This is a genomic window from Streptosporangium minutum (assembly GCF_002149035.1).
GTDB lineage: Bacteria > Actinomycetota > Actinomycetes > Streptosporangiales > Streptosporangiaceae > Streptosporangium > Streptosporangium minutum.
On the sequence record NZ_NGFP01000188.1, the window covers coordinates 1 to 18,539 of the forward strand.

General features: G+C 69.5%; 17 protein-coding genes and 1 riboswitch. Of the genes, 14 read left to right on the forward strand and 3 right to left on the reverse strand.

All coding sequences use genetic code 11. From position 1 onward, the window contains the following. Nucleotides 1–36 precede the first annotated feature (36 nt). Complete coding sequence (locus CA984_RS31390; RefSeq protein ID WP_086577104.1) at nt 37–849, reverse strand: SAM hydrolase/SAM-dependent halogenase family protein; 813 nt, start codon at nt 847–849, stop codon at nt 37–39. A 142-nt stretch (nt 850–991) separates the two neighbouring features. Here CA984_RS31390 and CA984_RS31395 point away from each other — a divergent pair, with 142 nt between their 5' ends. From CA984_RS31395 to CA984_RS31405, 3 genes are all read left to right on the forward strand, one after another. Beyond that, entirely contained in the window at nt 992–1,294 is a 303-nt protein-coding gene (locus CA984_RS31395) for a DUF3263 domain-containing protein (RefSeq protein WP_086577105.1), read from the forward strand. Between the two features lie 101 nt (nt 1,295–1,395). Next, a complete protein-coding gene (otsB, locus tag CA984_RS31400; protein WP_086577106.1) occupies nt 1,396–2,169 on the forward strand; it encodes a trehalose-phosphatase in 774 nt (257 codons plus the stop codon). A 34-nt stretch (nt 2,170–2,203) separates the two neighbouring features. Further along, the gene (locus CA984_RS31405) at nt 2,204–2,803 is read left to right on the forward strand and encodes a hypothetical protein (protein ID WP_086577107.1); all 600 of its coding nucleotides are present in this window, start codon (nt 2,204–2,206) and stop codon (nt 2,801–2,803) included. Here CA984_RS31405 and CA984_RS31410 read toward each other — a convergent pair. Then, a complete protein-coding gene (locus tag CA984_RS31410; protein ID WP_086577108.1) occupies nt 2,781–3,947 on the reverse strand; it encodes an MFS transporter in 1,167 nt (388 codons plus the stop codon). The genes CA984_RS31405 and CA984_RS31410 overlap by 23 nt on opposite strands. A gap of 69 nt (nt 3,948–4,016) precedes the next feature. After that, nucleotides 4,017–5,441 (reverse strand): alpha,alpha-trehalose-phosphate synthase (UDP-forming), encoded by a 1,425-nt coding sequence (locus CA984_RS31415; protein WP_086577109.1) that lies wholly within the window; start codon nt 5,439–5,441, stop codon nt 4,017–4,019. Nucleotides 5,442–5,542: 101 nt separating this feature from the next. Between CA984_RS31415 and CA984_RS31420 the strand changes: the two genes are divergently transcribed. The 11 genes from CA984_RS31420 to CA984_RS31470 form a co-directional block, all read left to right on the forward strand. Next, a complete protein-coding gene (locus CA984_RS31420) occupies nt 5,543–6,100 on the forward strand; it encodes an RNA polymerase sigma factor (RefSeq protein WP_031169870.1) in 558 nt (185 codons plus the stop codon). 210 nt (nt 6,101–6,310) lie between these two features. Beyond that, nucleotides 6,311–7,813, forward strand: a complete 1,503-nt coding sequence (locus CA984_RS31425) for a S1 family peptidase (protein WP_086577110.1) — start codon at nt 6,311–6,313, stop codon at nt 7,811–7,813. A 276-nt stretch (nt 7,814–8,089) separates the two neighbouring features. Then, nucleotides 8,090–9,592, forward strand: a complete 1,503-nt coding sequence (locus CA984_RS31430; protein ID WP_086577111.1) for a S1 family peptidase — start codon at nt 8,090–8,092, stop codon at nt 9,590–9,592. 186 nt (nt 9,593–9,778) lie between these two features. Continuing rightward, nucleotides 9,779–11,278: a S1 family peptidase gene (locus tag CA984_RS31435; RefSeq protein ID WP_086577112.1), complete on the forward strand. Its 1,500-nt coding sequence runs from the start codon at nt 9,779–9,781 to the stop codon at nt 11,276–11,278. A gap of 269 nt (nt 11,279–11,547) precedes the next feature. Continuing rightward, nucleotides 11,548–13,047, forward strand: coding sequence for a S1 family peptidase (locus tag CA984_RS31440; protein WP_086577113.1), 1,500 nt, complete (start codon nt 11,548–11,550; stop codon nt 13,045–13,047). 199 nt (nt 13,048–13,246) lie between these two features. Next, nucleotides 13,247–14,779: a S1 family peptidase gene (locus CA984_RS31445; RefSeq protein ID WP_086577114.1), complete on the forward strand. Its 1,533-nt coding sequence runs from the start codon at nt 13,247–13,249 to the stop codon at nt 14,777–14,779. Nucleotides 14,780–15,012: 233 nt separating this feature from the next. Then, entirely contained in the window at nt 15,013–15,591 is a 579-nt protein-coding gene (locus tag CA984_RS31450; protein WP_086577115.1) for a hypothetical protein, read from the forward strand. 40 nt (nt 15,592–15,631) lie between these two features. Continuing rightward, nucleotides 15,632–15,773: riboswitch (SAM riboswitch) on the forward strand. A gap of 14 nt (nt 15,774–15,787) precedes the next feature. Beyond that, nucleotides 15,788–17,074 carry a threonine synthase gene (thrC, locus tag CA984_RS31455; protein WP_086577116.1) on the forward strand — a complete coding sequence of 429 codons (1,287 nt, stop codon included), beginning with the start codon at nt 15,788–15,790 and terminating at the stop codon, nt 17,072–17,074. Nucleotides 17,075–17,097: 23 nt separating this feature from the next. Next, nucleotides 17,098–17,373, forward strand: coding sequence for a MoaD/ThiS family protein (locus tag CA984_RS31460; protein ID WP_086577117.1), 276 nt, complete (start codon nt 17,098–17,100; stop codon nt 17,371–17,373). Nucleotides 17,374–17,691: 318 nt separating this feature from the next. Then, on the forward strand, nt 17,692–17,892 hold the full coding sequence (locus CA984_RS31465; protein ID WP_012895270.1) for a cold-shock protein: 201 nt from the start codon (nt 17,692–17,694) through the stop codon (nt 17,890–17,892). A 339-nt stretch (nt 17,893–18,231) separates the two neighbouring features. Further along, the coding region (locus CA984_RS31470) for a TCP-1/cpn60 chaperonin family protein (protein ID WP_278249071.1) at nt 18,232–18,539 on the forward strand (308 nt) is incomplete at its 3' end.

Sequence of the window (18,539 nt, forward strand, 5' to 3'; positions counted from 1 at the left end):
GTCTGGGGCGGCTGCGCCGAGGGGGCCGTGGCCGCCTCATCCGGACGAGGGGGCGGGGGACAGCCGCACGTGGGCGCCCGGAGGAAGGCCCAGCCGCTGGGAGGCGTCGCCGGAGTTGACCGCCAGCGCGACCAGTCCCGCCGAGTCGGCGAAGGCGACCAGCTCCCCGGGGGGCACCGCGGCGAACGTCTCCCGGAACGGCACCGCGATCTGCCTCCTGCCCAGCCAGACCACCAGCGTGCTGCCCGGCCGCACCCCCAGCGTGAACAGGTCGCTCGCGCCGACCGAGAGCTGGGTGTTGCCGTAGCGGTCCACCGACAGCACCTCGCCCTCCACCACGCCCTCGCGCACCAGCGAGGTCGGCGCGGGCAGCGAGACCAGCCGTTCCAGTGGGATCTCCGGCCCCAGCTCGGCGATGCTCCGCCCGACCGTCAGATGCGCCGCCACGGGAGCGAAGACGTCGCGCCCGTGGAAGGTCGGCGAGACCGGTCGCCTGAAGAAGTCCTCGTTGGCCAGCTCGTAGGCCGCCTTCGCGCCGCCGCTGGCGTGGACCGCCCAGGACAGCACGCCGTTGTCGGGGCCGAGGAACACGTGGCTGCCCGCCTCGACCGCCACGGCCCGGCGTGAGCCGCCCCCGGGGTCCACCACGGCGATGTGCACGCCGGCGGGCAGATAGGCGATCGTCTGTGCCAGGATCGCCGCCGCGCGCCGTACGTCCCCGGACGGGACCAGGTGGCACACGTCGATGATCCGCGACTCCGGCGAGATTCCGACGATCACGCCGTGGCAGGCGGCGACGTAGCCGTCCTCCAGGCCGTAGTCGGTGAGAAGGGTGATGACTGAGGTCACATCTGGTGACTGTACGTCTCCGCATCCGTCATGAACAGTCGGAAATGCATGCGTCGTAACCAGCCCGAAATTCCCGACTATCCTGGCAACGGGCCGCGCGTGCGCGGTGTGATCACCGCGTGCCCGACCGAGGAGGACAGCAATGGACACCGCGCCGATCCCCGGTGACGGCGCCGCCCGGGAACCGGACCCACGGGCCCTCACGGACAGGGAGCGGGGGCTTCTGGTCTTCGAGCGCCAGTGGTGGCGCCATGCCGGCGCCAAGGAACAGGCCATCCGGGAGACCTTCGACATCTCGGCCACCCGTTACTACCAGCTCCTCGGCGAGCTCATCGACAGGCCCGAAGCGCTCGCCCACGACCCGATGCTGGTCAAGCGCCTGCGCCGGCTCCGCGAGACGCGCCGGCGCGACCGCGCCGCCCGGCGCATGGGCTTGCGCCCCTGATCTCTGGGTACGGCCAGTCAGACAGGCAGCCGGGCCGATCCTCTGGGGGCGAATCACATGAGCCAGGCAGGGCGGCGGAGCCGACGAGAGGTCGGGCGAGCATGACCGTGAACACTTCCGACGGACTGCGGGCGATCCTGGCCGACCCCGCCGGGGCCGTGATCGGACTCGACTTCGACGGCACGCTCTCCCCGATCGTGCCCGATCCCGACTCGGCCAGGATCCACCCGGACGGTCCCGCGGTGCTGGCCAGGCTCGGCGAGCTGGTCGGCGCCGTGGTGATCGTCACCGGCCGCCCGGCCGCCACCGCCGTCGAGTACGGCTCCCTGGCCCGGGTGCCGGGGCTGGTCGTGCTCGGCCACTACGGCCTCGAACGCTGGGAGGCGGGCAGGCTCACCGCGCCACCCGTCCACCCCGGCCTGGCCCGGGTCCGCGCCGAGCTGCCGCCGCTGATCTCAAGGTTCGACGGGACCCGGTTCGAGGACAAGGAACGGTCGGTGGCCGTGCACACGCGGCAGACCGCCGACCCGCAGGCCGTGCTGGAGGCGCTGCGCGAGCCCGTCGCCAAGCTGGCGGCCGAGGCCGGGCTGACGGTCGAGCCGGGCAAGTTCGTGCTGGAGCTGCGCCCGCCGGGAGTGGACAAGGGAGTGGCGCTGAGTGCCTTCCTGGAGGAACGGTCGGCGCGGTCGGTGCTCTTCGCCGGGGACGACCTGGGCGATCTGCCGGCCTTCGCGGCCGTGCGGGCGTCGGGGCTGCCCGGCGTGACGGTGTTCAGCGGGTCGGCCGAGATCGCGGTGGAGGCCGACATCGTCGTGGACGGGCCCTCCGGGGTGATGGAGCTGCTCGGCTCGATCGCCGATGCCATCGAGCGTTAAGTCGTTGGCAAGTCGGGACAAGTAGCTTCCTCGCATGAGAAAGACCGCTTACGCCCTCGCCGCGCTGGCCGGCGCCGCCATGCTCGTCACCCCGATGACCGCCTCCGCCTCGACCTCGTCCGCTTCGACCTCGTCCGCCTCGGCCACGCAGACCCTGTCCTTCCGCGGGATGAACCTGACGATCCCCTCCAGCTGGGAGGTGTATCGCGACGGCGACCGGGTCAAGGTGATAACCGGGGCGTGCGGCAAGCTCTCCGCCGGCTACTTCACCCCGAAATGCGATGCCTTCTGGCTGTTCGGCCCGAAGGTGATCAAGTACGGGCACGAGGGTTTCTCGGCCTACACGCCCGAGCGGCCCTTCTACCCCGCCAGCGACGTGCAGCGCTGCCCGTTCAACGGCAAGCACGGACAGGTCCTCGGCAAGGCCACCGTGGCCGGGCTGCGCCAGGTCGGCCCGGGGCACAAGGCCCACTACCGATCCTGGTTCGGCCGGTGCGTGAAGTACAGCAACGGTGAGCAGACCGCGACCTTCGACCAGCGCGAGTGGTTCCTGCCCAAGTCCAGGATCCTCGTGGTGGACGTCTGGAACACCCCCGGCCTGGCGGGCACGCTCAAGCGCGCAACCTGGAGCTGACCAGGATCCCGGTGACGGCCAGCCCGATCAGGACGGGGATCATCAGGAAGGCCCGCTGGGTGCCGAACCCGTCGGCCAGCGCGCCCAGCAGGAGCGGTCCTACGGCCACTGCGACGCCGGCGAAGATCGAGGCCGTGGCCGTGGCCTGATCCGGCCGCCCGCCGGAGGCGTCCAGCACGCGCGACAGGGCCAGCGGGAAGTGCAGCGAGACCCCGAGCCCCGACAGGGCCAGACCCGCGTAGGAGAGCGCGGGGTCCCGGCTCAGCCAGAAGAGCGCCCATCCGATGGCGGTGAGCGCCAGGGCGCCGACGAACAGGACGGGGGGCCGTATCCACAGGGCCAGCCGTGCTCCGGCGAAGCGCCCGGCCGCGAGCCCCAATGTGAACGCGGTCAGCCCCAGCGCCGCCACCGCGCCCGGCAGCCCGGTCTGGTCGGCGAGGAGCTTCGCCGCCCACAGGTTGAAGCAGAACTCCAGCGCCACGCAGCAGAACAGCACGGCGCCCGCGGTGTAGAACCGCCAGCCGAACCGGGCCCCGGTCTCCGGGCCGGTGACGGCCCCGGCGTCCTCGCGTCCGGGCATCCAGACCCGCCCCATGGTCAGCGCGAGCAGCGCGGTCAGGACGGGGGTCAGCAGCAGCGCCGCCCGCCAGCCGAGCGCGGTCTGCGCGGCGAGGCTGATGACGAACGGCGCGGCGACGCCGACGGTCACCCCGACGGCGTTGGCCTCGCTGATCGCCGCCGCGCCCGCCGGGCCGTGGTGGTCGTTGAGCGCGGCCATGCCCGCGTAGAGGGTGATCGACGCCATCCCGCTGGCGACGCCGTACCCGAGGAGGGTGACCGGCAGCGCGGTGCCGGCCATCACCAGCAGCACGCCGGCGTTCATGCCCGCCAGTCCCAGCCAGGTGACCGCCCGGCGGCCGATCCTCCGGGTCAGCCAGGGGAGGGCGAGCCCGGTGAGGATGCCGCCGATCGCCATCGCGGTGCCGTGCAGCCCGGCGACCGCCTGCGACACCCCCTGGTCGACGCGGAGCATCGGGAGGGCGGCGCTGAGGCCGTACAGGTAGGTGGCGAAGGTGCCGATCTGCAGGTAGATGAGCCAGGTCGCGCGATCACGGATCAACCGGACGGGCGTGATCGTGGTCACGGGTTCCCTCGGGTGGGGGGGGAAATGTCAATGGAAACTATCTCATGGCAGGCAAAGCAATCCCAGAGCTCACTTGAGAGCGGTGAGCTGGTCGGAGAACCAGCGGTGCGGGGGGAGCGCGGTGGCCGCGGCGGCCAGGAGGGCGCCCCTGCGGGCGCGCTCCTCCTCGGGCATGACCAGGCCCTCGTGGAGGGCGGCGGCCGTGGCGGAGACGTCGTAGGGGTTTACCAGCAGGGCGTGCCGGCCCAGTTCGGCGGCGGCGCCCGCCTCCCGGGACAGGACGAGTGCGCTGTTCGGCGACAGGACGGGGCCCTCCTTGGCCACCAGGTTCATGCCGTCGCGGATCGGGTTGACCAGCAGCACGTCGGCCAGCTGGTAGGCGGCCAGCGAGCGCGGGTAGTCGTCGTGCACGTTGAGGATCACCGGGGCCCAGTCCTCGGTGGCGTATTCGTCCTCGATCTCCTGGGCGCAGCGCTGCACCGCCGCGGTGTACTCGCGGTATTCGGGCAGGTCGTGCCGGGAGGGGTAGGCGAAGGCGAGGTGCACCACCCTGCCGTGCCACTCGGGGTGGGTCGACAGGAACTCCCGGTAGGCGGCCAGCCCCCGGACGATGTTCTTGGACAGCTCGGTCCGGTCGATCCGCACGATCAGCTTGCGGTCGCCGACCTGGTCACGCAGGGCCGCCATGTGCGACTCGACGTCGGGTTCGCGGGCCCGAGCCCAGAGGGCGTCGCCGTCCACCCCGAGGCCGTGCACGCCGATGCGGGTCGTCCGGCCGCCGTGGGTGACGGTGCGGGCCGTACGGTCCACCCCGGCGCCGAGCACCGCCTCGCAGCAGTCCATGAAGGCCCCCGCCCAGCGGGCGGTCAGGAACCCCGCGTGGTCGGCGCCCAGGATGCCTTCGAGCAGCTCGATCCCGACGTCGTCGGGGAGCAGGTTGAAATACTCCGGCGGCGCCCACGGGGTGTGCGAGAAGTGGGCCACCCGCAGGTCGGGCCGCTCGCCTCTCAGCATGGCCGGGGCCAGGCTCAGGTGGTAGTCCTGCACCATCACCCTCGCCCCGTGCGCGGCCTCCTCGGCCAGCGCCATCGCGAACGCCTCGTTGTAGGCCTGGTAGGACTCCCACTCGCGGCCGAACCTGGCGTCGAACTGCGGCCGGTTGGGGGTGTCGTAGAGGAGGTGGTTGACGAACCAGAGGGTGGAGTTCGCCACCGCGTTGTAGGCGCGGTGGAAGATCGTCGGAGGGATGTCGAGCATCCGCACAGCTCCGGTGTCGTAGCCGGCCTGGTCGAGCCGGCCGCCGGGCGCGAGCCGTGCCGCGCCTCGGTCGCCGTCGGACAGCGCGGCGCAGACCCAGAGCATGTTGAGGTCTCTGGCCACCTCGGCCAGACCCGACACCAGACCGCCGCCTCCCCTGCGCATGCTCAGGGAGCCGTCCTCGGAGAGCGTGAAGGAGACGGGGCCGCGGTTGGAGGCCACCAGGATCGCGTTCAATAGACCCCCTCGCCAAGGGACATGCTTGTCCCGAAGGTTAACCAAACATAACCCTCGACCGTAGGATGTCGAGCGACTGTGACCGCTGATGGGGGCTCGTGATGGCGCTGGACGAGACGACCGAGGAACTGGCCCGGGTGGCCGCCCAAGGTGACCACCGCGCGCTGGGGGAGCTGCTGAAGCGGATCGAGCCAGACGTGCTGCGGCACTGCGGGCGCATCCTGCCCTACCGGCAGGACGCCGAGGAGGCCTGCCAGGACACGCTGCTGGCGGTGGCCCGCAACATCGGCCGCTTCGAGGGGCGCGCCCGGTTCACCACGTGGCTGCACATCGTGACCGCCAACTGCGCCCGGACCACCTACCGCTCGCTGAAGCGGCGCTCCGCCGAGCAGAGCTCGGACGAGCTGCCGCTGCAGAGGCCGGACGTCGCCCGGGTGAGCGTGATCGCCGGATCCCGGCTGGACCTGCTCGACGCGATGGAGGCGCTGGAGGCCGACAAGCCGGACCTGGCCCAGGCGCTGGTGCTGCGTGACATCTGCCAGCTCGACTACAACGAGGTGGCCGAGCAGCTCGGCATCCCGCTCGGGACCGCCAAGTCCCGCATCCACCAGGCGCGCAAATACGTCCAGAGCGCGCTGGGCGACGCCTACGGCTTCTGATCCCGGCGGGCGGCGGCGGGCCGGTTCACGGCGCCCTCTCGTCGGTAGGCGGGGGATCGCCGGGAATCGTCGTCCGCGTGGCGTGGGGCTTTTGCGGCCTTGATCGGCAACGGCTGGATTAAGGTGGCGCTGCCCGCATCGTGTGATCAATCAGCGATACATGGCGTTCTCCCCCCTCATGCCGGCAAAGCCGAGGTCGAGGAGAGATCCATGTCCCGCAGACATGCCATCACCACGGGATGCGTTCTGACGATCACCGCGCTCACGCTGACGGCCGCCCCGGTTGTCACCCGGCTCCCGACGGCGGAGACCCCGGCGGCCGCGGCCGTACGGCGATCGCCGCCGGGCATGGTCGAGGCACTCCAGCGCGACCTCGGTCTCACCAGGGAGCAGGCCGAGGAACGCCTGGCCAACGAGATCCGCCTGGCGCCGATCGAGGCGCAGGTCCGCGAGCAGATCGGTGACCGTTTCGGCGGCGCCTGGTACGCGGGGATCACGGCGCGGACGCTGGTGGTGGCCACCACCAGCGTCGCCGACATCCCCCGGCTCACGGCTCTGGGCGTTCGGGCCGAGGTCGTCAACCGGTCGCTGAAGGAGCTCCAGGTGATCAAGAAGGAGCTCGACGTGACCCTGGCCACCCGTCCTCATGCCGGGCGCGTGCGCTACGTCGACGTGCGCAACAACAAGGTCGCGGTGCTCTCCTCGGAGTCCGAGGCGACCGAGCACGGCATCGAGGCCGCCGGTGTGGACACCGAGGCGGTGCGGGTGGTGCCGTCCAAGGAACAGCCCCGGCTCCTTCACGACCTGGTGGGCGGCGCCCCGTACTACGTCGGTGTCACGAGCCGTTGCTCGGTCGGGTTCTCGGTGTTGCGCGGGACCCAGAACGGGTTCGTCAGCGCCGGGCACTGCGGCAAGGCGGGCAGTGCCACCACCGGTTTCAACCGGGTCGCCCAGGGGGTCTTCCAGGCGTCGAACTTCCCCGACAGCGACTTCGGCTGGGTGGCGGTGAACGGTGACTGGACGCCCAGGCCGCTGGTGGACAACGGCGTCGGCGGCACCGTGACCGTGGCCGGTTCCAAGGAGGCCATCGAGGGCGCCTCGGTCTGCCGGTCCGGTTCCACCACCGACTGGCACTGCGGCATCATCCAGCAGCGCAACGCCAGCATCAGCTACCCTCAGGGCACGGTCTTCGAGCTGGTCCGCACCAACGTCTGCGCCGAGTCCGGCGACTCCGGCGGTTCTTTCATCTCCATCGACCAGGCTCAGGGGGTGACCTCCGGAGGTTCCGGTGACTGCACCTCCGGCGGGGTCACCTATTTCCAGCCGATCGGTGAGATCCTCACGACCTACGGCCTGACCTTGATGACCACCGCGGACAAACCTCCGCCGCCGAACACGGGCACCTGCACCGGCTACGCACAGACCGTCACCGGCACGCTGAACAGCGAGCAGTCGGCCTACCAGCCGGACAACCGCCACTATCGTGCCACCGCCGTCGGCGTCCACGCCGGTTGCCTGGACGCCTACGAGGGCGTCGACTTCGACCTCTACCTGCAGAAATGGAACGGCCGCGTCTGGGACACCGTCGCCACCGCCGACGGCCTGGGAGCCCACAAGAAGATCACCTACACCGGTCCGCCCGGCTACTACCGCTACCGCGTGCTCTCCTCAAGCGGCTTCAGCCCCTACGTCCTGGGCTACAAGTCACCCTGACCCGTCCCGCACCGGGCTGACCGTCCGCGCGAACACGCTCAGGACCCTGACCTCTACGGGATGAGCCTCTACGGGATGGGCGGGGGCGTCCGGGGATGGCCGAGCCGGTTCACGGCGTTCCCTGGCTGGAAATCGTCGTCCGCGTGGCGCGGGGCTTTTGCGGCCTTGATCGGCAACGGCTGGATTAAGGTGGCGCTGCCCGCATCGTGTGATCAATCAGCGATACATGGCGTTCTCCCCCCTCATGCCGGCAAAGCCGAGGTCGAGGAGAGATCCATGTCCCGCAGACACGTCATCACCACGGGATGCGTTCTGACGATCACCGCGCTCACAATGACGGCCGTCCCTGCCGTCGCCACATCTCCCGCCGTGAACGCCTCAGCGGTTCCGTCCGCCCGGCAGTCACCGCCGGGCATGATCGAGGCACTCCAGCGCGACCTCGGACTCAGCAGACAGGAGGCCGAGGAACGCCTGGCCAACGAGGCACGCCTGGCGCCGATCGAGGCGCAGGTCCGCGAGCAGATCGGTGACCGTTTCGGCGGCGCCTGGTATACGGGGATCACGGCGCGGACGCTGGTGGTGGCCACCACCAGCGCCGCCGACATCCCCCGGCTCACGGCTCTGGGCGTTCGGGCCGAGGTCGTCAACCGGTCGCTGAAGGAGCTCCAGGTGATCAAGAAGGAGCTCGATGGGACCCTGGCCGCCCGTCCCACCGCCGGGCGCGTGCGCTACGTCGACGTGCGCAACAACAAGGTCGCGGTGCTCTCCTCGGAGTCCGAGGCGACCGAGCACGACATCGAGGCCATCGGGGTGGACACCGAGGCGGTGCGGGTGGTGCCGTCCAAGGAACAGCCCCGGCTCTTTCACGACCTGGTGGGCGGCGCCCCGTACTACGTCGGCGTCACGAGCCGTTGCTCGATCGGGTTCTCGGTGACCCGCGGGACCCAGAACGGGTTCATCAGCGCCGGGCACTGCGGCAAGACCGGCGCCGTCACCACCGGCTTCAACCGGATCGCCCAGGGGGTCTTCCAGGCGTCGAACTTCCCCGACAGCGACTTCGGCTGGGTCACGGTGAACGCCGACTGGACGCCCAAACCGCTGGTGGACAACGGCGTCGGCGGCACCGTGACCGTGGCCGGTTCCAAAGAGGCCATCGAGGGCGCCTCGGTCTGCCGCTCCGGTTCCACCACCGACTGGCACTGCGGCACCATTCAGCAGCGCAACGCCAGCATCACCTACCCCCAGGGCAACGTCTTCGAACTGGTCCGCACCAACGTCTGCGCCGAGCCGGGCGACTCCGGCGGTTCTTTCATCTCCATCGACCAGGCCCAGGGGGTGACCTCCGGCGGCTCCGGCGACTGCACCTCCGGCGGTATCACCTACTTCCAGCCGATCGGTGAGATCCTCACGACCTACGGCCTCACCCTGGTGACCGACAGCACCGCCGACGCGCCGCCGAGCGCGGGCACCTGCACCGGCTATCCGCAGATCATCACCGGCGTTCTGAACAGGGGGCAATTCGCCTATCAACCGAACAACCGCCAGTACCGCGCCACCACCGCCGGCGTCCACGCCGGCTGTCTGGACGCCAACGAGGGCGTCGACTTCGACCTCTACCTGCAGAAATGGAACGGCCGCGTCTGGGACACCGTCGCCACCGCCGACGACCTGGGGCCCGACAAGAAGATCAGCTACACCGGCGCGGCCGGCTACTACCGCTACCGCGTGCTCTCCTCGAGCGGCTCCAGCCCCTACACCCTGGGCTACAAGTCACCCTGACCCGTCCCCGCGCCGAGCCGGCCATCAGGGGGGCGCTGGGAATCGTCGTCCGCGTGGCGCGGGGCTTTTGCGGCCTTGATCGGCAACGGCTGGATTAAGGTAGCGCTGCCCGCATCGTGTGATCAATCAGCGATACATGGCGTTCTCCCCCCTCATGCCGGCAAAGCCGAGGTCGAGGAGAGGCCCATGTCCCGCAGACATGCCATCACCACGGGATGCGTTCTGACGATCACCGCGCTCACGCTGACGGCCGCCCCGGCCGTCGCCCGACTCCCGACGGCGGAGACCCCGGCGGCCGCGGCCGTACGGCAACCACCGCCGGGCATGCTCGAAGCACTCCAGCTCGACCTCGGTCTCACCAGGGAGCAGGCCCAGACCCGGCTGCTCAACGAGGCCCGCCTGAGGCCGGTCGAGGCGAAGCTCCGCAGGAGGCTCGGCAGCCGGTTCGGCGGTTCCTGGTACGCGGGAAGCATCGCGCAGAGCCTGGTGGTGGCCACCACCGACTCCGCCGACATCCCCCAGATCCTCGCCGCGGGCGGCCGCGGAGAGGTCGTCAGCCGGTCGCTGGCGGAGCTCGACGCGATCAAGGAGAAACTCGACGAGGTCCTGCCCGCGCACCCGCACGGGGGAAGCGTGCGCTACGTCGACGTGCGGAGCAACAAGGTCATCGTCCTCGCCGAGGAGCCTTCGACGGCCGAGGGCATCATCAAGACCGCCGGCGTGGACGCGAGCGTGGTGAGCGTGCTGCCGTCCGATGAGCAACCCCGCCCCCTCTCCGACGTGGTGGGCGGCGCCCCTTACTACGTCGGTGTCACGAGCCGCTGCTCGGTCGGCTTCTCGGTGTTGCGCGGGACCCAGAACGGGTTCGTCAGCGCCGGGCACTGCGGCAAGACCGGCGCCGTCACCGCCGGCGTCAACCAGGTCGCCCTGGGCGTCTTCCAGGCGTCGCACTTCCCGGACAACGACTTCGGCTGGGTGGCGGTGAACGCCGGCTGGACGCCCAAACCGCTGGTGGACAACGGCACCGGCGGCACCGTGGCCGTCGCCGGCTCCAAGGAGGCCATCGAGGGTGCCTCGGTCTGCCGGTCCGGCTCCGCCACCGGCTGGCACTGCGGAACGATCCAGCAGCGCAACGCCAGCATCACCTACCCCCAGGGCACGGTGTCGGAGGTGACCCGCACCAACGTCTGCGCCGAACCGGGCGACTCCGGGGGTTCCTTCATCTCCATCGACCAGGCCCAGGGGGTCACCTCCGGAGGTTCCGGTGACTGCACCTCCGGCGGGGTCACCTATTTCCAGCCGATCGGTGAGATCCTCACGACCTACGGCCTCAGCTTGATGACCACCGCGGGCAATCCCCCGCCGTTGAGCACGGGCACCTGCACCGGCTACGCACAGACCGTCACCGGCACGCTGAACAGCGAGCAGTCGGTCCACCAGCCGGACAACCGCTACTACCGGGCCGCCGCCGGCGTCCACACCGGCTGCCTGGACGCCTACGACGGCGTCGACTTCGACCTCTACCTCCAGAAATGGAACGGCCGCGTCTGGGACACCGTCGCCACCTCCGACAGTTCGGGTCCCGATGAGAAGATCACCTACACCGGCCCGCCCGGCTACTACCGCTACCGCGTGCTCTCCTCAAGCGGCTTCAGCCCCTACGTCCTGGGCTACAAGTCACCCTGACCCGTCCCGCAGCGGGCTGACCGCCGGCCGCGCCCCGTCGGGTCACACCTACGGCCGCTGATCATGACGGGCGGTGGCGGGCCGGTTCACGGCGCTCCCTCGTGGTAGGCGGGGGATCGCCGGGAATCGTCGTCCGCGTGGCGTGGGGCTTTTGCGGCCTTGATCGGCAACGGCTGGATTAAGGTGGCGCTGCCCGCATCGTGTGATCAATCAGCGATACATGGCGTTCTCCCCCCTCATGCCGGCAAGCCGAGGTCGAGGAGAGATCCATGTCCCGCAGACACGTCATCACCACGGGATGCGTTCTGACGATCACCGCGCTCACAATGACGGCCGTCCCTGCCGTCGCCACATCTCCCGCCGTTAACGCCTCAGCCGTCCTGGCCGTACGGCAACCACCGCCGGGCATGCTCGAAGCACTCCAGCGCGACCTCGGTCTCACCAGGGAGCAGGCCCGGACCCGGCTGCTCAACGAGGCCCGCCTGAGGCCGGTCGAGGCGAAGCTCCGCAGGAGGCTCGGCAGCCGGTTCGGCGGCTCCTGGTACGCGGGGATCACCGCGCAGAGCCTGGTGGTGGCCACCACCGACTCCGCCGACATCCCCCAGATCGTCGCCGCGGGCGGTCGTGGAGAGGTCGTCAACCGGTCGCTGGCGGAGCTCGACGCGACGGTCGAGCAGGTCGACGCAGCTCTGTCCAGCCATCCGAACGGGCGGGTGCGCTACGTCGACGTGCGCAACAACAAGGTCGTCATCCTGTCCGACGCGCCCTCGGCAACCAGAAACGCCATCGAGGCCGCCGGTGTGAACCCGGTCGCGGTGCGGGTGGTGCCGTCCGATGAGCAACCCCGCCCCCTCTCCGACCTGCAGGGCGGCACTCCGTACTACGTCGGTGTCACGAGCCGCTGCTCGATCGGGTTCTCGGTGTTGCGCGGGACCCAGAACGGGTTCGTCAGCGCCGGCCACTGCGGCAAGACCGGTGCCACCACGACCGGCGTCAACCGGGCCGCCCTGGGCGTCTTCCAGGGGTCGACCTTCCCGGGAAGTGACTTCGCCTGGGTGGCGGTGAACGCCGAGTGGACGCCCAAACCGCTGGTGGACAACGGTGTCGGCGGCACCGTGGCCGTGGCCGGTTCCAAGGAGGCCATCGAGGGCGCGTCGGTCTGCCGGTCCGGCTCCGCCACCGGCTGGCACTGCGGCATCATCCAGCAGCGCAACGCCAGCATCACCTATCCCCAGGGCACGGTCTCGGAGGTGACCCGCACCAACGTCTGCGCCGAACCCGGCGACTCCGGCGGCTCTTTCATCTCCATCGACCAGGCTCAGGGGGTCACCTCCGGAGGTTCCGGTGACTGCACCTCCGGGGGCGTCACCTATTTCCAGCCGATCGGTGAGATCCTCACGACCTACGGCCTCAGCTTGATGACCACCGCGGGCAACCCTCCGCCGCTGAGCACGGGCACCTGCACCGGCTATCCGCAGACCGTCACCGGCACGCTGAACAGCGAGCAGTCGGTCTACCAGCCGGACAACCGCTACTACCGCGCCACCGTCGCCGGCGTCCACACCGGCTGCCTGGACGCCGACGACGGCGTCGACTTCGATCTCTACCTCCAGAAGTGGAACGGCCGCGACTGGGACACCGTCGCCACCGCCGACAGTCCGAGCCCGGACGAGAAGATCACCTACACCGGCACGCCCGGCTACTACCGCTACCGCGTGCCCTCCTCGAACGGCTCCAGCCCCTACACCCTGGGCTACAGGACACCGTAATCCGCTTCTGGGCCACCCCGTGGAGGCAGGAAACGCCGGTGGACCTCGCTGGAAATCGTCGTCCGCGTGGCGCGAGGCTTTTGCGACCTTAATCGGCAACGGCTGGATTAAGGTGGCGTTGCCCACATCGCATGATCAACCTGTGATGCGTGGCGCGCTCCCCCCTCACGCTTGCAAAGCCGAGGTCGAGGAGAGATCCATGTCCCGCAGACACGTCATCACCACGGGATGCGTTCTGACGATCACCGCGCTCACAATGACGGCCGCCCCGGCCGTCGCCCAACCCCGGACGGCGGAGCCCCCGGCGGTCGTGGCCGCGAGGAAACCGCCGCCGGGCATGCTCGAAGCACTCCAGCGCGACCTCGGACTCACCAGAGAGGAGGCCGAGACCCGCCTGCGGAACGAGGCCCGCCTTACACCGATCGAGGCGCAGCTCCGCGCGCAGCTCGGCAGCCGGTTCGGCGGCGCCTGGTTCGCGGGAAGCATCGCGCAGACCCTGGTGGTGGCCACCACCAGCGCCGCCGACATCCCCGTGATCACCGCCGCGGGCGCCCGGGCCGAGATCGTCACCCGGTCACTGGCGGACCTCCAGGCGATCAAGAAGCACATCGACCACGCGCTGCCCAGCCGCCAGGAGACAGGGAGCGTGCGCTACATCGACACGAAGATCAACAAGGTCGTCGTCCTCTCCACAGCGGTCACGACGACCACGAACATCCTGGAGAACGCCGGTGTGGACCCGGTCGCGGTGCGGGTGGTGTCGTCCGATGAGCGGCCCCGCCCCCTGTCCGACGTGGTGGGCGGGGAGGCCTACTACATCGGCAGCTCGAGCCGCTGCTCGGTCGGGTTCTCGGTGACCCGCGGGACCCAGAACGGATTCGTCAGCGCCGGCCACTGCGGCAAGGCCGGTGCCACCACGACCGGCGTCAACCGGGCCGCCCAGGGCGTCTTCCAGGGGTCGACCTTCCCGGGCAGCGACTTCGCCTGGGTGGCGGTGAACGCCGACTGGACGCCCAAACCGCTGGTGAAGAACGGCAGCGGCGGCACCGTGACCGTGGCCGGTTCCAGGGTGGCCATCGAGGGCGCCTCGGTCTGCCGGTCCGGTTCCACCACCGGCTGGCACTGCGGCACCATCCAGCAGCGCGACACCAGCGTCAACTACCCCCAGGGCGAGGTCTCGGAGGTGACCCGCACCAACGTCTGCGCCGAGCCGGGCGACTCCGGGGGTTCTTTCATCTCCGTCGACCAGGCCCAGGGGGTCACCTCCGGCGGTTCCGGTGACTGCACCTCCGGGGGCGTCACCTACTTCCAGCCGATCGGTGAGATCCTCACGACCTACGGCCTGACCCTGGTGATCGACAGCACCACCCCGCCGGGCACCGGCACCCCGCCGGGCACCGTCACCCCCCCGGGCGCGGGCACCTGCACCGGCTACCCGCAGACCGCCACCGGCACCCTGAACAGCGGGCAGTCGGCCTACCAGCCGAACAACCGCCACTACCGCTCGACCGTCACCGGCGTCCACGCCGGCTGCCTGGACGCCAAGGACGGGGTCGACTTCGACCTCTACCTCCAGAAGTGGAACGGCCGCAACTGGAGCGTCGTCGCCACCTCCGACAGTCCGAGCCCCGACGAGAAGATCAGCTACACCGGCACGCCCGGCTACTACCGCTACCGCGTGCTCTCCTCGAACGGCTCCAGCCCCTACACCCTGAAGTACAAGACGCCGTAGTCCGCTCCCGGTTCCCCTCCCGTCGCGCCTCGGGGCGGGGTGCGGGCCACCGTGAAGACCGAGGGAAGACGGGGCTCCCGCCGGGCGGACGATCGTCGAAGGGCGTGCGCCCGGCGGGGCCCCGCAGGCCGCCCGCGGGGAAACGGCGGGGCTCCGCCGCCCGCCCGCGGCGAAACGGGGCGTACGCGGTGACCGCTTGACCTTGCCGTAGCGTCAACCATTTCACTCGGGTCATGAAGGTGATCTCGGCACTGTGGCCGGCGGTCCGGCGGCGGGTGGACGTGCCGGAGAACGGCGCGGCGATCGGTTACGACCGGGGGCTGCGCGTGATCCTGTGGGCGATGGTGGTGACGTCACCGCTGGAGCTGGTGGTGGTCCATCACCTGCTGCCCTGGGCGTGGGCCCGGTGGGCGCATCTGGTGCTGATGGTGGCCGCCGCGGTCTGGAGCCTCGGCTTCATCGCCTCGCTGTGGGTCTATCCCCATGCTGTGGACGACGAGCGGCTGCGGATCCGGTTCGGCGGTCTCCTGGACGTCGTGATCCCGGTCCGGCTGATCGAGTCGGTCCGTACGGAGCGGGTGAGCAAGGGGCAGAGCAAGCTTGCCGAGGTGGTGGGGGAGACGCTCTCGGTCGAGGTCGGCGGGATGACGAATCTGGTCGTACGGCTGCGCGAGCCGTACGAGGTGAACGGGTTCGGACGGGTGCGGGCGGTGCGTTTCACGGCCGACGACCCCCGCGGAGCCGTCCGACAGGTAACACGCTACATCTCGCGTAGTGAGACACCTGGTCAGGATGACGGCAGGGCGGGGTAGAGTGCGTAGGACCTGCTCGTCAGGTCTACAACTGAATATTTGCTCATCCAGAGGGGTGGAGGGACCGGCCCTGCGAAGCCCCGGCAACCCTCCCGGTTCAAGACTCGTTCTTCTGACGAGGTCGGCCGGGACAGGTGCCAATTCCGGTCTGTGACCAGGGTGGTCGCAGACGAAGATGAGGGAAAGGCCTCGCTTCATGGCGCTCGCAAGCACTGAAACCACCTCGCTCGGTCGTGTCGAAGACGCGCGCGGCAAGCCCTTCGGTCCCGCCGCGGCCCTGTCCTGTCGCGAATGCGGCGCCCGTTACGACCTCGGCCCCAACTTCGCCTGTGTCGAGTGTTTCGGGCCTCTTGAGATCGCCTACGACTTCGGACGGGTGACCCGGGAGCAGATCGCCGAGGGGCCGACGAACATCTGGCGTTACCGCTCGCTGCTGCCCGTCCCGGCGGACGTGGCCGCCAAGCCCAACATGGCGCCCGGCTGGACCAAGCTCGTCAAGGCCGACAACCTCGCCCGCGAGCTGGGCATCCGCTCCCTGCACGTGAAGGACGACTCCGGCAACCCCACGCACTCCTTCAAGGACCGCGTGGTGGCCATCGCCGTCGAGGCGGCCCGCAACTTCGGTTTCCACACCCTCTCCTGCTCCTCCACCGGCAACCTGGCCGGCGCGGTGACCGCGGCCGCCGCCCGGGCCGGTCTGGACGCCTGCGTGTTCATCCCCGCGGACCTGGAGGAGGCCAAGATCGTCATGGCCTCGGTGTACGGGGGCAAGCTCGTCGGCATCGAGGGCACCTACGACGACGTGAACCGCTTCTGCTCCGAGCTCATCGGCGACGAGCTGGGCGACAAGTGGGGCTTCGTCAACGTCAACCTCCGGCCCTACTACGCCGAGGGCTCCAAGACCCTGGCCTACGAGATCGCCGAGCAGCTCGGCTGGCGCATCCCCGACCAGATCGTCATCCCGGTCGCGTCCGGCTCGCAGCTCACGAAGATCGACAAGGCGTTCAAGGAGCTGATCGCGCTCGGCCTCGTCGAGGACAGGCCCTACAAGATCTTCGCCGCCCAGGCCGAGGGCTGCTCCCCGGTCTCCGCCGCCTACAAGGCCGGTCACGACGTGATCCGGCCGGTCAAGCCGGACACCATCGCCAAGTCGTTGGCGATCGGCAACCCGGCCGACGGCCCCTACGTGCTGGACATCGCCCGGCGCACCGGCGGCGCGGTGGAGGACGTCACCGACGCCGAGATCGTCGACGCGATCCGGCTGCTGGCCAGGACCGAGGGGATCTTCGCCGAGACCGCGGGCGGCGTCACCGTCGGCGTGCTGCGCAAGCTGGTCGCCGCGGGAAAGCTCGACCCGGAGGCCGAGACCGTGGTCCTCAACACCGGCGACGGGCTCAAGACCCTCGACGCGGTGGCGGACCACGCGCGCCCCACCGCCGTCATCCGGCCGTCTCTTGACGCTTTCCGTACGGCTATCGCCTAGAAACTCCTGAAAGGTACTGAATTATGAGCGTTTCTGTGCGGATTCCGACGATTCTCCGGACCTACACCGACGGCTCCGCCGAGGTGCGCGGAGAGGGCGAGACCCTGCGGGATGTTCTGCAGAAGCTCGACGCCGACTTCCCCGGCATCGGTGCGCGCATTCTTGATGAAACGGGCAAGATTCGCCGTTTTGTCAACGTCTACGTCGGAGATGAGGACGTCCGTTTCGTGGACAACCTTGACACCGCCACGCCGCCCGGCGTTCAGGTCTCCATCATCCCGGCGGTCGCGGGGGGCTGATCCTCCGGCGTTCCCACCGCCTCTCCACGACACCCGCGCGCGGCCTGACCGCGTGCGGGTGTCGTGTTTTGTGACGTCAGCTCATATCTGTGCCCCGAGATGTGATGCAGTTTTTAACCAATTAATCGCATCGGCAAAACTCGTCCCCGGCCCTGAATGCGTACGTAAAGCGGTAGTTCTCAGATTGACTCTGTTGCCCTACGGTGTCCCACAGGTATGGTCGAGAACGATCGACGTAGGCGATGTCTACGCCTCGGAGATTGCGGACTTCGCGCGAGGAATGGGCGATGTCCTCAAGTCCAGTAAGAGGAGTCGGAAGTGGCGCAAGGCACCGTCAAATGGTTCAACGCGGACAAGGGCTACGGCTTCATCGCGGTAGACGGTGGTAAGGATGTGTTCGTCCATTACTCCGCGATCATGATGGATGGCTATCGTGCGCTCGAGCAGGGCCAGCGGGTCGAGTTCGAGATCACTCAGGGTCAGAAGGGCCCCCAGGCGGAATCCGTCAGGGCGGTCTGACACGACCGTTCCATCCATTCGTCGGGAAATGCCGGAAGCTCCCGTGGCAGCGCAGTCCGCGCGGATCTTCCCGCATGTCGGCCCGGCTCGCCGTTCCAGCGGCGGGCCGGGCCTTCGCTCTGAACGTGGGTCCTCGCTTTAAGCTGGACGCAGGTCAGAGCGTCACGGCTTGCACTCGGCACGGTAGAGTGCTAAACAGTTCGTTGGCACTCCCTGTTGGAGAGTGCCAACCTGGATCGAGACGATGGGACCCGCCGAACGGAGTCGCGGGTCCACATGCCGTCGCGGGCGTCGGCTCGATCCGGTGCAAGCCACCCTGCGTTTGGGAGGTCTAGCCGTATGGCAGCCAAGATGATCGCGTTTGACGAGGACGCCCGGCGCGGTCTCGAGCGCGGTATGAACCAGCTCGCGGACGCCGTCAAGGTGACCCTCGGCCCCAAGGGCCGTAACGTCGTCCTGGAGAAGAAGTGGGGCGCACCCACGATCACCAACGACGGTGTCTCCATCGCCAAGGAGATCGAGCTCGAGGACCCGTGGGAGAAGATCGGGGCCGAGCTCGTCAAGGAAGTCGCCAAGAAGACCGACGACGTCGCGGGCGACGGCACCACCACCGCCACCGTGCTCGCCCAGGCTCTCGTACGTGAGGG

Excerpts from the sequence above, each read along its gene's own strand:
- CA984_RS31430 (WP_086577111.1), top strand. The coding sequence starts at position 8,090 with ATGTCCCGCAGACACGTCATCACCACGGGATGCGTTCTGACGATCACC.
- CA984_RS31450 (WP_086577115.1), top strand. The coding sequence starts at position 15,013 with ATGAAGGTGATCTCGGCACTGTGGCCGGCGGTCCGGCGGCGGGTGGAC.
- CA984_RS31445 (WP_086577114.1), top strand. The coding sequence starts at position 13,247 with ATGTCCCGCAGACACGTCATCACCACGGGATGCGTTCTGACGATCACC.
- CA984_RS31405 (WP_086577107.1), top strand. The coding sequence starts at position 2,204 with ATGAGAAAGACCGCTTACGCCCTCGCCGCGCTGGCCGGCGCCGCCATG.
- CA984_RS31435 (WP_086577112.1), top strand. The coding sequence starts at position 9,779 with ATGTCCCGCAGACATGCCATCACCACGGGATGCGTTCTGACGATCACC.
- CA984_RS31425 (WP_086577110.1), top strand. The coding sequence starts at position 6,311 with ATGTCCCGCAGACATGCCATCACCACGGGATGCGTTCTGACGATCACC.
- thrC (WP_086577116.1), top strand. The coding sequence starts at position 15,788 with ATGGCGCTCGCAAGCACTGAAACCACCTCGCTCGGTCGTGTCGAAGAC.
- CA984_RS31440 (WP_086577113.1), top strand. The coding sequence starts at position 11,548 with ATGTCCCGCAGACACGTCATCACCACGGGATGCGTTCTGACGATCACC.
- CA984_RS31395 (WP_086577105.1), top strand. The coding sequence starts at position 992 with ATGGACACCGCGCCGATCCCCGGTGACGGCGCCGCCCGGGAACCGGAC.
- CA984_RS31420 (WP_031169870.1), top strand. The coding sequence starts at position 5,543 with ATGGCGCTGGACGAGACGACCGAGGAACTGGCCCGGGTGGCCGCCCAA.
- CA984_RS31460 (WP_086577117.1), top strand. The coding sequence starts at position 17,098 with ATGAGCGTTTCTGTGCGGATTCCGACGATTCTCCGGACCTACACCGAC.
- otsB (WP_086577106.1), top strand. The coding sequence starts at position 1,396 with ATGACCGTGAACACTTCCGACGGACTGCGGGCGATCCTGGCCGACCCC.